Raw genomic sequence first — 18,568 nt, 5'->3', positions numbered from 1 at the left:
CTCAGCCCGCCAAGTTGTCGATCACCGCGCCGGTGACCGTTTCGGTCGACGCGTCGCCCCCGACGTCACGGGTGAGGACGCCCTGGGCGCAGGTGGCCTCGATCGCGCGCTGGACCCGCTTCGCCTCGTCGTGCAGCCCGAGGTGGTCGAGCATCAGCGCAGCACTGCCGATCGCACCGATCGGGTTGCAGATGCCCTGGCCCGCGATGTCCGGGGCGGACCCGTGGACGGGTTCGAACATGCTCGGATAACGGCGCTCCGGATTGAGGTTCGCGCTCGCTGCGAGGCCGAGACTGCCTGCGAGAGCACTGCCGAGATCGGACAAGATGTCGGCGTTGAGGTTCGAGGCGACGACGACGGACAGGTCCTCCGGGCGCAGGACGAACTTCGCCGACATCGCGTCGACGAGCACGCTCTCCGTCTCGACGTCCGGGTAGTCCCTCGAGACGTCGGCGAAGACCTCGTCCCACAGCACCATCCCGTACTGCTGGGCGTTGCTCTTGGTCACGCTCGAGACCTTCTTGTGCGCCCGGGTGCGTGCCAGCTCGAAGGCGAAGCGCATGATCCGATCGCATCCGACCTCGGTGAACACCGCCGACTGGGTCGCGATCTGGCCCCGCCCGTCACGACCCGCGAAGTTGCGGCCTCCGAACCCCGCGTACTCACCCTCGGAGTTCTCTCGTACGACGACCCAGTCGAGGTCGGTGCTGTCCGCCTTGCGGAGCGGACTCGTGATGCCGGGGAGGAAGTTGACGGGGCGGACGTTGGCCCACTGGTCGAAGCCCTGGCACAGGCGTAGGCGCAGGCCCCAGAGGCTGATGTGGTCAGGGACCGTCGGCCAGCCGACTGCACCGAAGTAGATCGCGTCGAACGACTCGAGCTGCTCGGGCCCGTCGTCGGCGATCATCTTGCCGGTCTTCGTGTAGTACCCGCAGCCCCATGGGAACTCCTCCCAGGCGAACCGGTACGCGCCGCCGGACGCGGACTCGAGCGCGTCTAGGACACTGTGGCCGGCAGCGACGACTTCTGCGCCGACGCCGTCGGCGGGGATCGAGGCAATGCGGAAAGTCTGGGTCTCAGTCATGTCTCTCCCCTGGGAAATGTCTGACCTCTGAAGACGACCCTTCCACAGGTTCACCTAGGCGACCGACTGCGCCTGCGTGGGCAGGGTCAGGATCTCGGCTCCGTCCCCGGTGATCGCGATGGTGTGCTCGCTGTGCGCCGTCCGGCATCCGGTCGCGCTCCTGAGCGTCCAGCCGTCGGAGTCGGTGACGAGCTCAGCGGTGTCTGCCATGATCCAGGGCTCCAGCGCCAGCAGGAGCCCCGGCCGAAGCTTGTATCCACGACCAGGGCGGCCGGTGTTCGCGACGTGCGGATCCTGATGCATCGTGGATCCGACGCCGTGACCGCCGAACTCGGTGTTGATCGGATAACCGGCCTCGCTGAGGACCTCCCCGATGGCGTACGAGATGTCGCCGATGCGAGCTCCTGGCTGAGCAGCGGTGATCCCTGCATGCAGCGCGCGCTCGGTGGCGTCGATCATCGCGACGCTCTCGGGAGGCCGCAGGTCTCCCACGATGAAGCTGATGGCGGAGTCCGCAACGAGGCCTGCCTTGGAGACCGCGAGGTCGAGCGTCAGGAGGTCGCCGTCGGCGAGCGTGTAGTCGTGCGGCAGGCCGTGGAGCACGGCGTCGTTGACCGACGTACAGATGTAGTGCCCGAAAGGCCCGCGGCCGAAAGAGGGTTCGTAGTCGACGTAGCAGGACAGCCCGCCGGCGTCGACGATCATCGCCTGGACCCATCGGTCGATGTCGAGGAGGTTGGTGCCGACTGCGGTGCGGCTCTTCACCGACTGCAGGATGTCGGCGACCAGAGTCCCTGCCTCCTTCGCTCGAGGGAGTTCGTGGGGGTTCAGGATCTCGATCATGCAGCGCCTCCTCGCCGGCCAATAACTATCCCGGCCATATTATCCCGGTACTAGAATCCCTCCATGGTCAGGTTGCCCCTCACCCCCGCGGAGGTCGAGCGCGGGCAGCGCCTCGGGGCCCTGCTACGTCTGGCCAGAGGGGACCGCTCGATCCTGGAGACCGCTCTCGACGCCCGCGTCTCACCGGAGACTCTCCGCAAGATCGAGTCGGGTCGCGTCGCCACTCCTGCCTTCCCGACCATCGCAGCGATCGCCGGGGTCCTGGGCCTCTCCCTGGACGCGGTGTGGGCCGAGATCAGCCAGCCCACCCGAGGTGCCGAGCTCACCAGCTCCGCCCACGGCACAGGTGAGCGGCTCCCCTCGTAGCGGCGCCAACGGCCGACCCAGGCCGATACCTTCTGCACATGTCACCCAGCTCGCGCTCTCTGCCGCTGGTCACGTTCTTCGTGGCGGTGTTGATGTTGTCAGGCTGTTCGTTGATGTCGACACAGCAGGACGGCGGCGAGGGCGAGGTCGTCTATTCCGCCGAAGAGTCCGACTACACGGACCGGCTCCATGATGTGACGGAACGCTTCGACTCCTTCGGCTACATCGAACGCACCTCTCGCTGGAAGCTCGACGTGGCGTTTGCCGGAACGATCCCGCCAGCCGTTCGTGCGGTCGTCAACGATGCACCCGACTACTTGACGGTGACCGTGCGTACGTGCCGCTACAGCCAGGCCGAGCTGGAAGCAGCGATCGAGCGTGCCATCGGCCATCCGGCCGTCATCTCGGCCGGCACGCATGGCGACAACGATGCGCTGGAGGTAGGGACCCAGTCACCGCTTCTGATGCTGTCACCGGATCCGGCGGAAGTGCTCGGCATCGATGTCGCTGTCGTCGTCGTGTGGGGCGAGCTCTTGCAGACGGTGCGGGGCAATCTGGGCACCATCAGGGGCGCCCGCGACCTAGGATCGGCAGATGGATGAGAAGGCAGCGCTGCAGGCGAGCCGGATCGCGGGGCTCGTCACCCTCGTCACCGGCTCGGCACTCGTGGTCGATCCCCGTCGCGCGGGAGCGCTGACCGGCATCGGTGATCCGGGGACTGCGCGCAAGATCGGCCTGCTCGATCTTGCACTGGCGCCGGGCCTGCTCGTCGGTACGCCCAGATGGCCCTGGCTGGCGGCGCGGGCCGTTGCCAACGTGGGGACCGCGGTCGTCGTCGGTCGCGGTGGCCGGGCGGGTCGAGTGACGGCCGCGAGCTTGCTCGCCGTGACGCTGGTCGACAGCCGCGCCGCCAGGACCCTGCACGCGCGCGGCCGCTAGACCGTCGCTGAGGCTCGTGTCGCGCGGTGCCGGCGTACGGCTTCGCGGTTGGCGCAGGTCGTGCTGCAGTAGCGCTGGCGGCCGTTGCGGGAGATGTCGGCGTACGCCTTCGAGCACTCGCCTGCCGCGCAGATGCCCAGACGGTCCATGCCGAGCCCGCTGAGGTGAAGGGCGGTCCCCACGCTGATGAGCGCGGCGATCTGACGCGGCACATCCACGTCCGGCTCCCTGAAGTGCAGGTGCCAGCCCGTCCCGGCATGGTCGGTGAGCCAGGGAGCGGAGGCGTACTCGAGCATCAACGCATTCAACGTCGCCGCACGCGGTTCGTGCTCCGAGCACGCGACCACGCGCCGCCACTGCGCCATGAACGCACCCACCGCCTCGAGGTCGGACGACGTCGGCGCGGCCGCGAGGTCGAGGCCCGCCTCCTCACAACGATCCGCCAGCTCGGCCGGGGTGGCGCACGGGTCGTTCAACAGGCTCACGCCGAGCAGGATCGGATCTCGTCCGTAATGGTTGAACTGCACAAGGCCATTACATCACGGTAGAGGCATGGACACCACGCACGTACACGTCTGGACCACCGATTCACGTCACGTCACGAGCGAGGGCTTGATCGTCTACCAGCGGTGTGCCTGCGGCGCCCGCCGCATCGTGACAGGCCAGCCGGCCGCCGGCGTTGGCGCACGACCGATCGCGGAGTTCACCCCGACGCAGCCTCCGGCAGTGCCGCCCCCGGCCTTGTGAATGCCTTCCGCACGATCGGGTACGGGACAGATATCCGAGTGAAGGGAGCAGCAACCGACATGAGCACCATCCAGAAGACAGTCGACGTCTCCGTCCCCGTGCGCACCGCGTACGACCAGTGGACGCAGTTCGAGTCATTCCCCCGGTTCATGGAAGGAGTGGAGTCGGTCACGCAGCTGGACGACAAGCGTCTGCACTGGAAGGCCGACATCGCCGGTGTCACCCGCGAGTGGGACGCCGAGATCGTCGACCAGACGCCTGACGAGCGCGTCACCTGGCGTGCTGTGGAAGGAACGAAGAACGCCGGCACGGTGTCGTTCGCGTCCGACGACCTGGGCCGTTCGACGCGCGTGACGCTGCGGTTGGACTACGAGCCCGAAGGCATCGTCGAGAAGACCGGTGACGCACTGAACATCGTCGAGCGGCGGGTCGAGGGAGACCTCGAGCGCTTCAAGGAGTTCATCGAGTCCCGCGGCGCGGAGACCGGTGCGTGGCGTGGCGACGTCAAGCCCACGGGCGAGGTCGAGCGCTGACATCAGGCCCTTCGGCCTGTCAGTTTGAGCGCCCCCTCGGGCGGGAGCACCGTACGGTGACGTCCTGCCCGAGGGGTCCGCGCGCGTCGGCGTCGACCTAGGGTGCTGGCATGACACGCGAACGTGCTGCGCTCCTGGCTCACCTCGACGCCGAACGCAGGCACGTCCTGTCGGCTGTCGCCGGCCTGAGCGAGTCCGACCTGGTACGCCCTGCTGCGCCTTCCGGCTGGTCGATCGCGCAGCTGCTCAACCCCCTCTCGTACGACGTCGAAATTTTCTGGGCGGGCGCGATCCTCGGTGGCGACGAGGAGTGCATCGAGCTGATCCGAGACGGGTGGAGCGTCCCCGTCACGACCGGTGCGGATGCCGTGGCACGCTATCGTCGCTGGGTCCGGCGCAGCGACTCCGTACTCACCGAGACAGATCTCGATGCGCCTCCTCGCTGGTGGCCTCCCGAGGAGATCTTCCCCTTCCCGCCGTTCGCCGACGCACGCGGCTGCGTGCTGAGGCTGCTGGTGGAGACGGCCACCCATGCAGGCCATCTCGACCTCGCTCGGGAACGGATCGACGGACGGCAGCACCTCGTGGTCTAGCGCTCGGGTTCCATGAGTTCGGGAGTGCGACCGCGGCGTCTCGCCTCAACCGAAGGCCGGGTCGAGCTCGTCCCGTGGCTTCCCCGGGATGAGGATGCCCGCCATGACGGCGGCAGCGACGGCAACGGCGGCAGCGACCAGGTAGCCGCGCTCGAAGCCGTTCACGTCACCCGCGATCAGGCTTGTCGCCACCACCCCTGAGACGACCGCTGCTCCAAGAGAGGAGCCGAGCTCGTGGCTGGTGCTCAGAACGCCCGAAGCGATCCCAGCCTCTTCGGGCGAGACTTGCCCGAGGGCCGTGGCAGCCGCGACCACGAACATCGCACCGAGCCCGGCTGAGCCGAAGCTCACAGCGATGACACTCGCTTCCGTGGTGAGGCTGAGCGCGAAGACTGCCAAGCCGGCGGCCGCGGTCAGCAGTCCGAGGACCCCCAGGGTGCGCGGACCCACGGAGGCAAGCAGCCGTCCGCCGATCTGCGCTCCCGCCATGGTCGCCAGTGCGACCGGCAGGAAGAGCAGTCCGGTGGCCATCGGACCGTGGCCACGGACCTCCTGGAAGTAGAACGTGCCGAGGAAGAACACTGCCACCATCAAACCGGTGGTCACGAAGAGGACGAAGGTCCCGGCCACCACAGGCCGTCGGGACAGCAGAGCCGGGTCGACGAGAGGCGCCCGGCCGCGACGCCGGCTGAGGAGGAGCCACGCGATGAACCCTGCGTACGTCGCGAGACCGGCGGCCAGCAGCCCCAGTGTCCGGGCGCTGGACCAGCCGTGGGCGCCCGCGCCGATGAAGGCGTAGGTCACCAACAGGGTCGCGGCGGTCACCAGCACCGCGCCGACCACGTCGAGCCTCCCGCCTGCAGACCAAGGCGGCATCGGGGGCAGCAGACGGGCCAGCCCGATCAGCAGCACAGCGCCGACGGGCACATTGACCAGGAACACCCACTCCCACCCGGGCCCGGCGGTGAGGAGACCACCGAGCAGCACACCAACGGCAGCACCGACGCCGCCGAGCGACGACCAGATCGCGAGCGCCTTGTTGCGTTCCTCGCCCTCGAAGAGCCGGACCACGACCGACAGCGCCGCAGGCGACAGCATGGCGGCCCCGATGCCCTGCGCCACCCGCCCGGCGATCACCATCCCGCCCGAGGACGCCAGAGGGATGAGCAGCGAGGCGAGTGTGAACAGTCCGAGCCCGCTGAACATCAGGAGGCGCGGGCCGACCATGTCAGCGGCCCGGCCGGCGAGCAGCAAGAAGCCGCCGAAGCTCAGCGTGTAGGCGCTCATGACCCAGGTCAGTGCCTCGCGACCCATGTCAAGGTCCGCGCCCAGGTCGGGCATCGCCACGGTCACGACCGTGATGTCGAGGATGAGCATGAACTGCGCAACGGCAAGCAGCGCCAGAGCCTGCCACCGGCGCGGGAGTGCGGTCGAGTCGGCCTGCTGGGAGTCCCTCTGCGTCATCGGCCCCTCCTGGTCACTTCGTCTGATCCGTCTCAGCACGACGGGTTGGTGATACCGATCGAGCCACGGGGCGCGTCAGGCGTCGTCAGCATTCGTCGGACGTGTCCGGAAACGTGAGGTACATGGCGGGATTCCGGGCAAGGCGGAGCACCGGAACGGACACGCTGTCCCAAGCCGTCCGATGGGGCGTTCGAGACATCTCGGCCAGGAACTCGGACACGACCGCGCGTTGACGTGGCCGCGCGTCCCCGTGGCCGGGAGCGTCATCGGGGACCGCTCCAAACAGGAGGCTCCACTGTGTTCACGCGTCTGGGCCACGTCACCGTCAAGCACGCACGCACGATCCTGCTGCTCACCGCCATCCTCATGGTGGGCGCGACCGCTGCTGGCGTGACGGTGTTCACCAAGCTCCAGACCGAAGGTTTCACCGACCCGCGAGCGGAGTCGAGCGTCGCGGAACAGCTCATCGACGAGCGCCTGGGCGGGACCACGAACCTCGTCTTCGTCGCCGAGATCCCCTCCGACGACATGGACTCCAGAGAAGTCGTGGGTGCTGGCGTCGAGCTGACCGAGTCGCTGCGTGCCGATCCCGCGATCGACGAGGTCACCTCCTGGTTCGAGACCCGCTCTCCAGCCCTGCTGTCGACCGACGGCCGCCACGCACTGGTTCTCGCGCACGCCTCCGACGACAGCAACGAGACGATCACGGACCTTCGCAGCCGGTTCTCCGGCGACCGTGGACCGTTCCACATCACCATGGGGGGCGCTGCCGCAGTCGGGGTCGACATCACCGAACAGGTCGGCAAGGACCTGGCTCTCGCCGAATCCATCGCCGTCCCACTCATCATGGTTCTGCTCCTCCTTGCGTTTCGCACGGTGGCCGCGGCGCTCGTTCCCCTCGTCATCGGCGGGATCGCCGTACTCGGTACCTTCGCCGTGCTCACGGTGATCGGATCGGTCACCGACGTCTCTGTCTTCGCGCTCAACCTGACGACCGCGCTGGGCCTCGGTCTCGCGGTCGACTACGCGCTGCTGATGGTCAGCCGCTTCCGAGAGGAGCTCGGCGCCGGGCACTCAGCACCAGAAGCCGTGAGGCGATGCGTGTCGTCCGCCGGCCGCACGATCGCGTTCAGCGCGATCACCGTTGCCGCTGCGCTCGCCGTTCTTCTCGTGTTCCCGTTGTACTTCCTGAGGTCCTTCGCCTATGCCGGCGTCGCCGTCGTGCTGATCGCCATGGCAGCGGCCCTGGTGGTGCTCCCTGCGGCGCTCGCACTCCTGGGACCGCGAATCGAACGGGGCCGCCTTCCCTGGCTGGCGCCTCCGCCGCCGACCTCGAGGTTCTGGGGCCGCGTCGGCGGCACGGCCATGCGACACCCGTTGGCGACAGCCGCACCGGTCCTTGCCCTGCTGCTTCTGGCTGCAACCCCGCTGCTGTCGGTCCAGTTCGGCATGCCCGACGACCGGGTCCTGACCAGCGAGAACGATGCTCGAGTGGTGGGCGACCTCATGCGCGAGGAGTTCCCCGCCAACGAGGCGACCTCCCTGCAGGCGGTGCTCAGCGGTGACCTGACCGACGCCGAGCTCGACGACTACGCGGCGTCGGTGTCCCAGACGTCTGGCGTTGCACTCGTCCGCTCACGCGCCGGTGTCTACGTCGACGGGACTGTCACCGATCGCACCGAGACTCCGGCCCTGGGCGCAGAGGACACGGAGCTGCTGCTGATCGGCGCAGACGTCCACGCCGATTCGACCGACAGCCAAGCGCTGGTCGGTGACGTGCGGGCGGTTCCTTCCCCCGCGGCGACCGATGTCTACGTCGGCGGCGCGTCGGCACGGCTCGTCGACACCAAGGACACCGTCGGAAGCCGGCTGCCCCTTGCTGTGGGTCTCATCACCGGGATGACCCTTGTCCTGCTCTTCCTGTTCACCGGCAGCGTCGTGCAACCGGTCCGAGCACTGCTGCTGAACGCCGTCAGTCTGTCTGCGACGTTGGGCCTCATGGTCATGGTGTTTCAAGAAGGATGGTTCGACCAGGTCCTGGGATTCACTGCGCGACCGCTCGACCTCGCCATGCTCGTACTCCTGCTGTGCATCACCTTCGGCCTGTCGATGGACTACGAGCTCTTCGTGATCAGCCGCATCAAGGAGCTGAGTGACGCTGGCGCTTCTCTTCAGGAATCCGTGTCCGACGGTCTGGCGCGCACCGGCCGGATCGTGACGACCGCGGCGGCCCTGCTCGCCGTCAACTTCTTCGCCTTCATGACCAGCGGCGTGAGCTTCATCCAGATGTTCGGACTCGGGACCGGTCTGGCGATCCTCATCGACGCCACGCTCGTCCGAGGGGTTCTCCTCCCCGCCGCGATGCGCGTGACAGGTCGCTTCACGTGGTGGGCCCCGCGCCCCCTGCGACGTCTTCATCGAACCGTGGGCGTACGGGAGAGATAGGCGGTAGTCACCTGGTCACAAGCGCGAACCACCATGGTCCTGTCCTGGAATCCTGCCTACTCGTCCAGCGGGACACTGGTCATCGCCCACTGCGCCTTCTTAGGTTCAGGGGGTGAACGCAACTCGGACATTCGTCGTCGTCGGCTATCCCGGCGCTGAGCTTCTCGACATTGCTTCCGTCACGACGACGCTGGCACTGGCCAACCATGTCGCGGGCAGGCATCTGTACGCGTCCCGCGTCGTCACTCAGGGCGGCGCCCCGGTCACCAGCCCGTCGGGACTGTCGGTGAACGCTCACGACCTCCTGGAGCGGGAGAAAGGTCCTGTGGACACACTGGTCGTCTCGGGGGGATTCGGGCACGATCGCGCGGCGGAGGACATCCACCTCGTCGCCCACGTCAGGCGGCTGTCCCGCGACAGCACCCGGGTCGCGTCATTGTGCACGGGCGCGGGGGTGCTTGCCGCGGCGGGCCTCCTCGACGGGCGACGCGTAGCGACGCACTGGCAGTACGCCCGGACCCTCGCTCACCGCTATCCGGCAGTCGTCTTCGATCCCAGACCGATCTATGTCCGCGACGGAAAGGTCGCCACATCAGCGGGAGTCACGGCGTCGTTGGACCTCAGCCTCGCCCTGCTGGAGGAGGACCACGGCCCAGCCCTGGCGCGCGATGTGGCGCGCCAGCTGGTCACCTACATGCAGCGTCCGGGCAACCAAGCACAGATGAGCGTGTTCACCTCTGCGCCGGCACCCACGGCATCGGTCGCTCAACAGGCAAGCAACTATGTCGTGACCCATCTCGACGACGACTTGTCCGCCTCCCGCATCGCCGAAGCCGTCGGGCTGAGCGAACGGCACCTCAGCAGGCTCTTCCTGCGGGAGTTCGACCAGACCCCGGCCCGATTCGTCCGGCAAGCACGCGCCCAGGCGGCCGCGCACCTGCTCACCAGCACGACCCTCACGCTCGCAGCCGTCGCCACGCGTTGTGGTTTCAGCGGCGCGGAGTCGCTGCGTCAGGTCTTCGTCGCCATCTACGGCACCGCGCCCTCGCACTACCGACGGACCCAGTCGCAAGCAATCTCCTGCCAAGCCCGCGCGTGACACGGCGCCAGATACAATGTGAGGTGGGTCACACCGGACCAGCGGGGTGAAGATTGACCGAGCCAGACTCCAGCGTCGTCGTCGTGGCGTACCCCGATGCCGAGATCGCCGACATCGCCTGCGTCACGAGCGCGTTGTCGATCGCTGCCACGTGGGCGCATCCTCCGTACGAGGTCGTGCTCGCCTCGATCGACGGCGAGGTCGTGCGCTGCTCGAACGGCCTCGAGCTCGTCGCGCAGGCTGCTCTGCCGGACGTCGAGCGCTGCGACACGATCATCGTCGCGGGCGGGTCGGGGCACGAGGACGCCTCGAACGACGCCGGCTTGGTGGAGCAGGTTCGCCGCCTCGCGAAGACAGCGCGACGGGTGGTCTCCGTGTGCACGGGAGCTACCGTCCTTGCCGCGGCCGGCCTGCTTGACGGTCGTCGCGCCACCACGCACTGGAACTATGCGGCCGGCCTGGCCGATCGGTTCCCGAAGGTGCTTGTCGACGCTGGACCGATCTACATCAAGGACGGACCGGTGGCCACCTCCGGTGGGCTCATGGCATCGCTCGATCTGACGCTCGCTCTGATCGAGGACGATCACGGCGCCGAGACCGCTCGTCTGGTGGCCAAGGCGATGGTCACCTACCTGCAACGGCCAGGGTCGCAGCCCCAGGTGAGCATGTTCACCGCCTCTCCACGGCAGGGCGATCACCTGATGCGCCAGCTCATCGACCACATCCTGGCCAATCCGGGCGGCGACCTGCGACCAGCCGCGTTGGCAGCGAGGGCGAACGTGTCCCAGCGTCAGCTCACGCGGGTCTTCCGCGAGCACCTGGGCCAACCTCCGGCCATGGCGGTTCGAAACGTACGCCTGGAGCTCGCCGTCCGCATGCTGCGCTCGACCGACCGGGACATCGGGCAGATCGCCGATCGATGCGGGTTCTCGGGGGTCGAGCACATGAGACAAGCGTTCGTCTCGAGGTTCGGGATGAGCCCGAGGCAGTACCGCCTGGAGGGTCCCGGGTCTCAGCCCACGGACGGGTCGGAGCACACTCCCGTCGCCGGTTAGGTCGCTGTCCGCGTCATATCGGCCGTCTTGCCCCGCGCAACGGACACCGTCTCTCGTCGACCCGTTGCGTCCCGGCCTGAGGGGTAGAACGTCAGCTGTGACCCTCCCCAGCTCCACCCGTACCTTGGGCGTCCTCTTCGTGGGTGCCTTCGTGATGGGCAGCTCGGAGCTGCTCGTCGTCGGCGTGCTGACTCTCGTCGCCGACGACCTCGCCGTATCCGTCTCTTCGGCCGGAAGCCTCGTCACCGGGTACGCGCTGGGGCTGGCCTTCGGCGGCCCGCTCCTCACCGCCCTGACCATCCGGCTGGACAGACGGACGATCCTTTGCGCCATCCTCGCCGTGGCCGTCGCGTGCAATCTCGTCGTGACGATGAGCACCAGCTACGAGGTCGTTCTTGTCGCTCGCATCCTCACCGGTGCGCTCGCGGGACTGTTCGACGCGGCAGCCTTCGCCGTGGCCGTGGCCGTCGTCCCACCGGAGCGGACCGGACGAGCCTTGGCTGTCGTCATCTCAGGCGTCGCGGTGTCCACAGCGGTCGGTGTCCCCCTCGGCACCCTCCTCGGTCAGGCAGTGGGCTGGCGCGGGGCGTACGCCGCGGTCGTCGTACTCATGGCGATCGCGCTCGCCATGACGGCTGCACTCGTGCCGGGTGTGCCGAGCACCGGCGGCGGCGCCGGGGACCAGGCAAGGTACGCCTTCGCCCCGAGGGTGCTCTCCGTGCTGCTCCTGTGCGCCCTGGTCTTCGCCTCGACGTACGCTGCGCTGACCTACATCGTGCCGTTCCTCAGTGAGGTCACCGGCGTACCCGACGCCTTGATCAGCGTCTTTCTTCTCGCCTACGGCATCGCGACGGCAGTGGGGGCGTTCGCGGGGGGCCGGTACGCCGACCGTCATGCCGGCCGAACGCTGATCGCGGGGAGCATCGCGGCTGCAGGATCGCTGGGTGCCCTCTACGTCTTCGGCGACAGCGCGGTCCTCGTCGCCGTGTTCCTCCTGCTGCTCGGTGTCTGCGCCATGGGGATGGGCCCGTCGCTCCAGCATCGCGTCGTGGCGCTCGCCGGTCGCGGGGGGCAGCTGGCCCAGTCCCTTCCCGCCTCTGCCATCAATCTGGGTGTCGCGCTCGGATCCGCCGTCGGAGGGATCTCGCTCGCGGAGCTCGGCCCGTCCGCGGCGATCCTCAGCGGGCTCGTGCTCGCCGCCGTCGCCATTCCCGTCGCGTGGGCGACGAATCGGCTTCAGCCGCCCCGACACGCGGCGGTCGGCCTGTGCGGGTAGGCCGACCGCCGCCTTGTGTCATGCGCGGATGAACTCCAGGATGTCGGCGTTGATGACGCTGGCATGGGTGGTGGGCATGCCGTGCGGGAAGCCCGGGTAGGTCTTCAACGTCCCGTCGGGCAGGATCTTCGCCGACAGCTCCGCGGAGTCGGCGATGGGCACGACCTGGTCGTCCTCACCGTGAAGGACGAGAGTCGGGAGGGTCACGGCCTTCAGGTCAGCGGTGAAGTCGGTCTGCGAGAAGGCGACGACACCGTCGTAGTGGGCCTTGGCGCCGCCCTGCATGCCCTGGCGCCACCAGTTGGCGATGATGCCCTCCTTGGGCTCGGCGTCGGGGCGGTTGTAGCCGTAGAACGGCCCCTCGGCGAACTCGCGGAAGAAGTCCGCCCGGCGGGTGGCGACCTCGTGCTGGACGCCGTCGAAGAACTCCTTCGGCAGCCCGCCGGGGTTGTTCTCGGTCTTGACCATGATCGGCGGGACGGCGCTGACCAGGACGGCCTTGGCGGCGCGGTCCTGGCCGTGGCGGGCGAGGTAGTGCACCACTTCGCCGCCACCGGTGGAGTGGCCGACGTGGATGGCGTCGCGAAGGTCGAGGTGCTGGACGACGGCCGCGAGGTCGTCGGCGTAGTGGTCCATGTCGTGACCCGTGGCGACCTGCTCGGACCGACCGTGTCCGCGGCGGTCATGAGCGACGACGCGGAAGCCCTCGTTGAGGAAGAACATCATCTGGGCATCCCAGTCGTCGGACGACAGGGGCCAGCCGTGGCTGAAGACGACAGGCTGCCCGCTGCCCCAGTCCTTGTAGAAGATCTCGACGCCGTCGGAGGTGGTGAGCACGGGCATGGGTTCTCCTGGGAAGCTCGGAAGGGTGACACGCCGATCGGGCGTGGTGGTTCGATTCTCTATCGAACGGGCGAACTCGCACCTGCACCTCGTACGACAGGAATCCCTCGGTTTGCGTCACCGCCGGGGTGGACCGGCCGTTGCCCGCGAGCTGACCGTCCGAGACGGGTCGCGTCTGCGGCGCGGGCCTCGTTGCGGAAGGCGCGAGGCGAGCAACCCAGCCGGGCCAGGAAGGCTCGGCGCATCATCTCGCTGCTGGAGAAGCCCGCCGCCGCGGCGGCCTCCGCGACCGATGAGCCTGCGCGGAGCCAGTCGCAGGCGATGCCGAAGCGCACGTCGGCCACGTACGAGGCCGGAGTGTTGGCGAGCTCGTCTCGGAAGAGGCGGGTCAGCTGCCGCTCGCTGACGTTGGCGAAGGACGCCATCGACCTGACCGTGTGAGACAGCTGCGGGTTGGCGCGCACGTGATCGGTGACGCGGCGCACCACGTGCGACTCGGTGACCTTGACCCTCGCGGAGGGCGAGAACTGCGACTGACCGCCTCCTCGCTGGAGGTAGACCAACAGGTCGCGGGCGACGGCCTGCGCGACCTCGACACCGTGGTCCTCCTCGACCAGCGCGAGGGCCAGATCGATGCCGGCGGAGGCACCCCCGGAGCTGTAGGTCAGCTCGTCCCGTACGTAGATCGCGTCGTGCTTGACCGAGATGCGGGGGTAGCGACGGGCCAGGTCCTCGGTGTACTTCCAGTGCGTCGTCGCAACGCGTCCGTCGAGCAGGCCCGCCTCCGCGAGGACGAACGCGCCGGTGCAGATAGACGCGAGGCGGCGGGTTCGGCGTGACAGGTCGAGCGTTGCCGCGACAAGCTCGGGTGTGACGAACCGGATGGCAGGCAACGCGCTCCCGACCACGATGACTGTGTCGTAGCTCCCGGAGCCGAGCACCGGCTGCGCTTCCATCCGGGCACCCACCGACGTCTCGAAGTAGCCGCCGGCCGCGGTGAGAACCGCGGTCTCGTACGCGCCGGGAACCTGACGGTTCGCGGCGACGAAGACCTCCGCCGGCCCGCTCAGGTCGAGGAGCATCACGCCGTCGAATGCCAGCAACCCGACTCGACGACCGGAACTCGAGGGCCTCATTCCGGAAATGATGCCTCCGGAGCTCGTCGTGCTCCGACCCGCGTCGCAAGGCGGTCGTTCACATGTGACCACGGCCACCGTCGATGTGAGCAGCGCAGGCCGCACGACTGCGGACTCCCGAGCGACGCTCATGGTCGGGTTCGTCGTGCCAGCGGTGTCAGCGGGGTGGCATGCGGAGGGCGCCGTCCATGCGGATGACTTCGCCGTTGAGGTAGTCGTGGTCGATGATCATGGTGACGAGGTCGGCGAACTCGGAGGGGTGGGCGAGTCGTTGGGGGAACGGCACGCCGGCGGCGAGGCCGGCGCGGAAGTCATCGGAGACAGTGGCGAGCATCGGGGTGTCGACGATGCCGGGTGCGATGGCGCACACGCGGATCCCGTACTGGGCGAGGTCGCGGGCGGCAGGCAGGGTGAGTCCGACGATGCCGCCCTTGGAGGAGGCGTAGGCGACCTGACCGACCTGGCCGTCGTATGCGGCGATGGAGGCGGTGTTGACGACGACGCCGCGTTGGCCGTCAGTGTCAGGGTCGGTCGCGACGATCGCTTCGGCGGCAAGCGTCATGACGTTGAAGGTGCCGATCAGGTTGACCTGGACGACCTTCGCGTACAGGTCGAGGTCGTGGGTGCCGCGCTTGGACAGGATCCGAGCCGAGGGTCCGATGCCGGCGCAGGACACGACGGTACGCAGCGGCGCGCCGCCGGAGGTGGCCGCCGTGATGGCATTGCGGACCGAGGCGGGGTCGGTGACGTCGGTCTCGACGTAGGTCACCCCGGCCACGTCGGCCGCCTTGTCGATCGCACCGGCGAGGTCGAGCGCGTAGACGGCCGCTCCGCGGGCGGCGAGCGCGGCGGCGGTGGCGGCGCCGAGGCCGGAGGCGCCTCCGGTGACGACGGCAGCGGTGTGGGCGAGTTCCATGATGCTCCTAGCGGGCGAGTGTGCGGCTGATCACGAGCCGCTGGATCTGGTTGGTCCCCTCGAAGATCTGCATGACCTTCACCTCGCGCATGTAGCGCTCGACGGGGAAGTCCTTGGTGTAGCCGGCGCCGCCGAGGACCTGCACCGCGTCGGTCGTCACTCGCATCGCGTTGTCGGTCGCGACCAGCTTCGCGATCGCCGCCTGCCGGCCGAACGGTCGCCCGGCGTCCTTGAGCCGGGCCGCGGCCAGGTAGGTCGCCCGGGCCGACTCGACCGCAGCAGCCATGTCGGCGAGCAGGAACGCCAGTCCCTGGTGCTCGATGATCGGCCTGCCGAACGACTCACGCTCGCGGGCATAGGCGACGGCGACGTCCAGCGCCCCCTGGGCGACCCCGGTCGCGACGGCGGCGATGCCCAGCCGCCCGGAGTCCAACCCCGCCAGCGCGATCGGCAGACCCTGACCCTCGTCGCCGAGGCGACGCTCGAGCGGCACTCGGACGCCGTCGAACAGCATCGTGGTCGTGGTCGAGCCCATCAGGCCCATCTTGTCCTCGGGGTTGTCCGCGACCAGCCCCGGCGTGTCGGCCGGGACCAGGAAGCACGAGATCCCGCGGCCGCCGTCGTCGCTGGTGCGCGCCATCACCTTGTAGAAGTCGGCCTGCCCGCCGTGGGTGGTCCAGGCCTTCGCACCGTCGATCACGTACTCGTCACCATGGCGTACCGCGCGGGTCCGCATCGCCGCCGGGTCCGAACCGGCGTGCGCCTCCGACAAGCAGTACGCACCCAGCAGCTCGCCTCCGAGCATGTCGGGCAGCCACTGCTGCTTCTGTCCCTCGGTGCCTGCGGTGAACAGGCCGAAGCACGACAACGCATGCACGCTCGTGCCGACCCCCACCGACGCCCACGCCGACGCGATCTCCTCGACGACCTGCAGATACACCTCGTACGGCTGACCACCACCGCCGTACTCCTCCGGATACGGCAACCCCAGCAGGCCCGCCCGACCCAGAGTCCGGAACACCTCACGCGGGAACGATGCCGTGCGCTCCGCCTCGTCCACCCGCGGACGCAGCTCCCGCGCCACGATGTCACGCGTCAACGCGATCAGGTCTGCCGACTCCTCCGTCGGCATCAACCGCTCAACAGGCATGACGTCCTCCACGGTGGTGTACCAGATCGGATAACTTGGTACAGTCTAGAGTATGGCCAAACCTGCTGTCACCCGCGGCCGCCGTCGCGAGGCGGTCATGGACGGCCTCGTGGACCTGTTCCTTGCCGAGGGATTCCTCGGGTTCAACATCGGTGATCTCGCCAGCCGGCTCCAGTGCTCGAAGTCCACGCTGTACGAGATCGCTCCGAGCAAGGAGCAGCTGATCACTGCGGTGGTTCGAGCCTTCTTCAAGCGCGCCACGGCGCGGGTGGAGGCCGAGGTCGCACAAGAGTCCGATCCGGTCGCCAGGATCGGCACCTATCTCGACGCGATCGCGCGCGAGCTGGCACCCGCAACGGACGAGTTCTTCGCCAACCTCCAGCAGTTCGCTCCGGCACGCGACCTCTACTCAGAGAACACTGCGATCGCCGCTCGGCGCGTCCAGGGTCTCGTCCGGGAGGCCACGGTGCCCGACACACCGGTCAACGCTGCCTTCGTCGGGATGGTGACCGCACAAGTCATGGAGAGCATCCAGCGAGGCGAGATGGAGGCCATGACCGGACTTGACGACGCGACCGCCTACCACCTCCTTGCCGACCTGATCGTCAAGGGCATCGCGGCTCAGCCCGACCGGAAGTCACGGTGACCCGAGTCCGGAACGCAGCACGCCGGCCATCACGAACGTCGAGAGCTCGTCGACCACCTCCGCCGTCGCCTCCGCCGAGCGGAGCCGGAACCACTCCGGGACGTAGGCAAGGACGCCGATGATCGAGTACTGGATCATCGTGACGTCCATCTCCCGCAGCTCTCCTGCGACGGCCCCTTCGCTCAGCAACCCCTCGGTGATGTCGCGATAGGTGTCGATCCGCTGACGAAGGTCCTTGACCTGTTCGTCCGAGAGGTTCTTCTCGATCCACGGAATCTCGTGAAAGAAGACCGCCAGCTCGTCAGAGACACCTGCCACGCGCTCAACCTGCAGCCGGATGAGCTCGCGCAGGCGCTCGTACGGCCGCGCGTCGGAGGACACTCGGGCAGCGAGGGCGATCGTCTCGTCGACCTGATCAGACAGCAGCTCGTAGAGGATCGCACTCTTCGACGGGTAGTAGTGGTAGAGCGTGCCCTTGTTCAGGCCCACGGCGTCAGCGATCAGGTCCATGGTCGCGGAGCTGTAGCCGTACTCGCGAAAGATCCGGGCAGCGGTCGCGCGCACGTCGTCACGCCGGGAGATCCTGGGCATCTGCTTGCACCTGGTCGTCTGGTGACGGGCAGGTCCACCGCGCCACTCCGTGAAACCAACCGACTGTTCGGCTGGTACAAATACCCTACCAAGACTTGAGACCAGGATGGGCGGCGTCAGACTGTCGAGACGACGGCTCCCCAATCCGGCGATACGATCGCGGACGGCGGCGACGCGGCCAACCCGCGCAACGTGGCAGCTCGCACATCCGCAGTGACCCCGAGGAAAGGAACGACATGCCGAGAGTTTCACGACGTGCCGATGTGCGCTCGACCGCTGCCCAGCTGTTTCGTGAGCACGGCTACAGCTCCGCGACCATGGACCTGATCGCCGACACGGTCGGGCTGAACAAGGGCACGCTCTACCACTACTACCCCTCGAAGAGCGCGATTCTGTTCGAGCTGCTGGCCGACCAGCTCGACACGACGATGGAGCTGCTCGCGAAGGTCCCCGCGACAGGCACGCCGACGGAGCGGTTCCGCGAGCTCATCCGGCTGGAGGTGACTCAAGCGGCAGGAGCGTCGGACGAGCTCGTGGTGTTCTTCCAAGAGCTGCCCTGGGTGGAGCGGAATCTCCCTGCCGAGCAAGCGAGCGACGTCCTCCGGCGGGTCGACAAGTACCGCAGCTTCTCCCAGAAGCTTCTGAAGGAGGGCATCGACGCGGGCGAGTTCCGGCCCGTCAACGTCAGCATCGTGCACTACTCGATCGTCGGCGTGCTGGCCTACATCCCCAACTGGTTCCGCCCGCGCTCCGGACGAGGCAAGGCCGCGCTCGTCGAGGAGCTGACCGAGTTCGTCCTGGCCGGGGTGCTCGCGACCCGAGACTGACCGGCTGACCGCGCA

At 68.1% G+C, this 18,568-nt stretch carries 20 protein-coding genes; 11 read left to right on the top strand and 9 right to left on the bottom strand.

Going from position 1 to position 18,568, the window contains the following annotated elements:
- Position 1 precedes the first annotated feature (1 nt).
- Positions 2-1,084, bottom strand: a complete 1,083-nt coding sequence (locus AB3M34_RS04090; RefSeq protein ID WP_370617811.1) for a tartrate dehydrogenase — start codon at positions 1,082-1,084, stop codon at positions 2-4.
- A 54-nt stretch (positions 1,085-1,138) separates the two neighbouring features.
- On the bottom strand, positions 1,139-1,927 hold the full coding sequence (gene map, locus AB3M34_RS04085) for a type I methionyl aminopeptidase (RefSeq protein ID WP_370617810.1): 789 nt from the start codon (positions 1,925-1,927) through the stop codon (positions 1,139-1,141).
- 63 nt (positions 1,928-1,990) lie between these two features.
- Here map and AB3M34_RS04080 point away from each other — a divergent pair, with 63 nt between their 5' ends.
- From AB3M34_RS04080 to AB3M34_RS04070, 3 genes are read left to right on the top strand one after another with little or no spacing between them, the layout of a single operon-like run.
- Complete coding sequence (locus tag AB3M34_RS04080) at positions 1,991-2,293, top strand: helix-turn-helix domain-containing protein (protein WP_370617809.1); 303 nt, start codon at positions 1,991-1,993, stop codon at positions 2,291-2,293.
- Between the two features lie 38 nt (positions 2,294-2,331).
- Positions 2,332-2,895, top strand: a complete 564-nt coding sequence (locus AB3M34_RS04075) for a hypothetical protein (protein ID WP_370617808.1) — start codon at positions 2,332-2,334, stop codon at positions 2,893-2,895.
- Entirely contained in the window at positions 2,888-3,232 is a 345-nt protein-coding gene (locus tag AB3M34_RS04070; RefSeq protein ID WP_370617807.1) for a hypothetical protein, read from the top strand. The genes AB3M34_RS04075 and AB3M34_RS04070 overlap by 8 nt, the downstream gene beginning before the upstream one ends.
- On the opposite strand, the gene AB3M34_RS04065 is transcribed toward AB3M34_RS04070, so the two are convergent.
- Positions 3,229-3,717 (bottom strand): CGNR zinc finger domain-containing protein, encoded by a 489-nt coding sequence (locus AB3M34_RS04065; RefSeq protein ID WP_370617806.1) that lies wholly within the window; start codon positions 3,715-3,717, stop codon positions 3,229-3,231. The two genes, AB3M34_RS04070 and AB3M34_RS04065, sit on opposite strands and share 4 nt — an antisense overlap.
- Positions 3,718-4,038: 321 nt before the next feature.
- Here AB3M34_RS04065 and AB3M34_RS04060 point away from each other — a divergent pair, with 321 nt between their 5' ends.
- On the top strand, positions 4,039-4,512 hold the full coding sequence (locus AB3M34_RS04060; RefSeq protein WP_370617805.1) for an SRPBCC family protein: 474 nt from the start codon (positions 4,039-4,041) through the stop codon (positions 4,510-4,512).
- A gap of 110 nt (positions 4,513-4,622) precedes the next feature.
- Positions 4,623-5,105, top strand: a complete 483-nt coding sequence (locus AB3M34_RS04055) for a DUF664 domain-containing protein (RefSeq protein WP_370617804.1) — start codon at positions 4,623-4,625, stop codon at positions 5,103-5,105.
- Between the two features lie 45 nt (positions 5,106-5,150).
- Here AB3M34_RS04055 and AB3M34_RS04050 read toward each other — a convergent pair whose 3' ends face one another.
- Entirely contained in the window at positions 5,151-6,569 is a 1,419-nt protein-coding gene (locus tag AB3M34_RS04050) for an MFS transporter (RefSeq protein ID WP_370617803.1), read from the bottom strand.
- Positions 6,570-6,866: 297 nt separating this feature from the next.
- Between AB3M34_RS04050 and AB3M34_RS04045 the strand changes: the two genes are divergently transcribed.
- The 4 genes from AB3M34_RS04045 (at position 6,867) to AB3M34_RS04030 (ending at position 12,444) form a co-directional block, all read left to right on the top strand.
- On the top strand, positions 6,867-9,014 hold the full coding sequence (locus tag AB3M34_RS04045) for an MMPL family transporter (protein ID WP_370617802.1): 2,148 nt from the start codon (positions 6,867-6,869) through the stop codon (positions 9,012-9,014).
- A gap of 112 nt (positions 9,015-9,126) precedes the next feature.
- Positions 9,127-10,113: a GlxA family transcriptional regulator gene (locus AB3M34_RS04040; RefSeq protein ID WP_370617801.1), complete on the top strand. Its 987-nt coding sequence runs from the start codon at positions 9,127-9,129 to the stop codon at positions 10,111-10,113.
- A gap of 53 nt (positions 10,114-10,166) precedes the next feature.
- A complete protein-coding gene (locus AB3M34_RS04035; protein ID WP_370617800.1) occupies positions 10,167-11,168 on the top strand; it encodes a GlxA family transcriptional regulator in 1,002 nt (333 codons plus the stop codon).
- Positions 11,169-11,265: 97 nt separating this feature from the next.
- Positions 11,266-12,444, top strand: coding sequence for an MFS transporter (locus tag AB3M34_RS04030; RefSeq protein WP_370617799.1), 1,179 nt, complete (start codon positions 11,266-11,268; stop codon positions 12,442-12,444).
- 18 nt (positions 12,445-12,462) lie between these two features.
- Here the strand turns inward: AB3M34_RS04030 and AB3M34_RS04025 are convergent, their stop codons facing one another.
- The 4 genes from AB3M34_RS04025 to AB3M34_RS04010 form a co-directional block, all read right to left on the bottom strand.
- The gene (locus AB3M34_RS04025; protein WP_370617798.1) at positions 12,463-13,287 is read right to left on the bottom strand and encodes an alpha/beta fold hydrolase; all 825 of its coding nucleotides are present in this window, start codon (positions 13,285-13,287) and stop codon (positions 12,463-12,465) included.
- Positions 13,288-13,346: 59 nt separating this feature from the next.
- Positions 13,347-14,423: a GlxA family transcriptional regulator gene (locus AB3M34_RS04020; protein ID WP_370617797.1), complete on the bottom strand. Its 1,077-nt coding sequence runs from the start codon at positions 14,421-14,423 to the stop codon at positions 13,347-13,349.
- A gap of 157 nt (positions 14,424-14,580) precedes the next feature.
- Positions 14,581-15,339 (bottom strand): SDR family NAD(P)-dependent oxidoreductase, encoded by a 759-nt coding sequence (locus tag AB3M34_RS04015; protein WP_370617796.1) that lies wholly within the window; start codon positions 15,337-15,339, stop codon positions 14,581-14,583.
- Positions 15,340-15,346: 7 nt separating this feature from the next.
- A complete protein-coding gene (locus tag AB3M34_RS04010; RefSeq protein WP_370617795.1) occupies positions 15,347-16,489 on the bottom strand; it encodes an acyl-CoA dehydrogenase family protein in 1,143 nt (380 codons plus the stop codon).
- 52 nt (positions 16,490-16,541) lie between these two features.
- Here AB3M34_RS04010 and AB3M34_RS04005 point away from each other — a divergent pair, with 52 nt between their 5' ends.
- Positions 16,542-17,135, top strand: a complete 594-nt coding sequence (locus tag AB3M34_RS04005) for a TetR/AcrR family transcriptional regulator (RefSeq protein ID WP_370617794.1) — start codon at positions 16,542-16,544, stop codon at positions 17,133-17,135.
- Here AB3M34_RS04005 and AB3M34_RS04000 read toward each other — a convergent pair.
- Positions 17,127-17,726, bottom strand: a complete 600-nt coding sequence (locus AB3M34_RS04000) for a TetR/AcrR family transcriptional regulator (RefSeq protein ID WP_370617793.1) — start codon at positions 17,724-17,726, stop codon at positions 17,127-17,129. The two genes, AB3M34_RS04005 and AB3M34_RS04000, sit on opposite strands and share 9 nt — an antisense overlap.
- A 236-nt stretch (positions 17,727-17,962) precedes the next feature.
- Between AB3M34_RS04000 and AB3M34_RS03995 the strand changes: the two genes are divergently transcribed.
- A complete protein-coding gene (locus AB3M34_RS03995; RefSeq protein ID WP_370617792.1) occupies positions 17,963-18,553 on the top strand; it encodes a TetR/AcrR family transcriptional regulator in 591 nt (196 codons plus the stop codon).
- Positions 18,554-18,568: the final 15 nt, after the last annotated feature.

Origin of the sequence: Mumia sp. Pv4-285, assembly GCF_041320275.1 — a bacterium.
GTDB classification, from domain to species: Bacteria; Actinomycetota; Actinomycetes; order Propionibacteriales; family Nocardioidaceae; genus Mumia; species Mumia qirimensis.
Note: the sequence above shows the minus strand (reverse complement) of the source record. Positions and strands in the feature narration are given on the sequence as shown.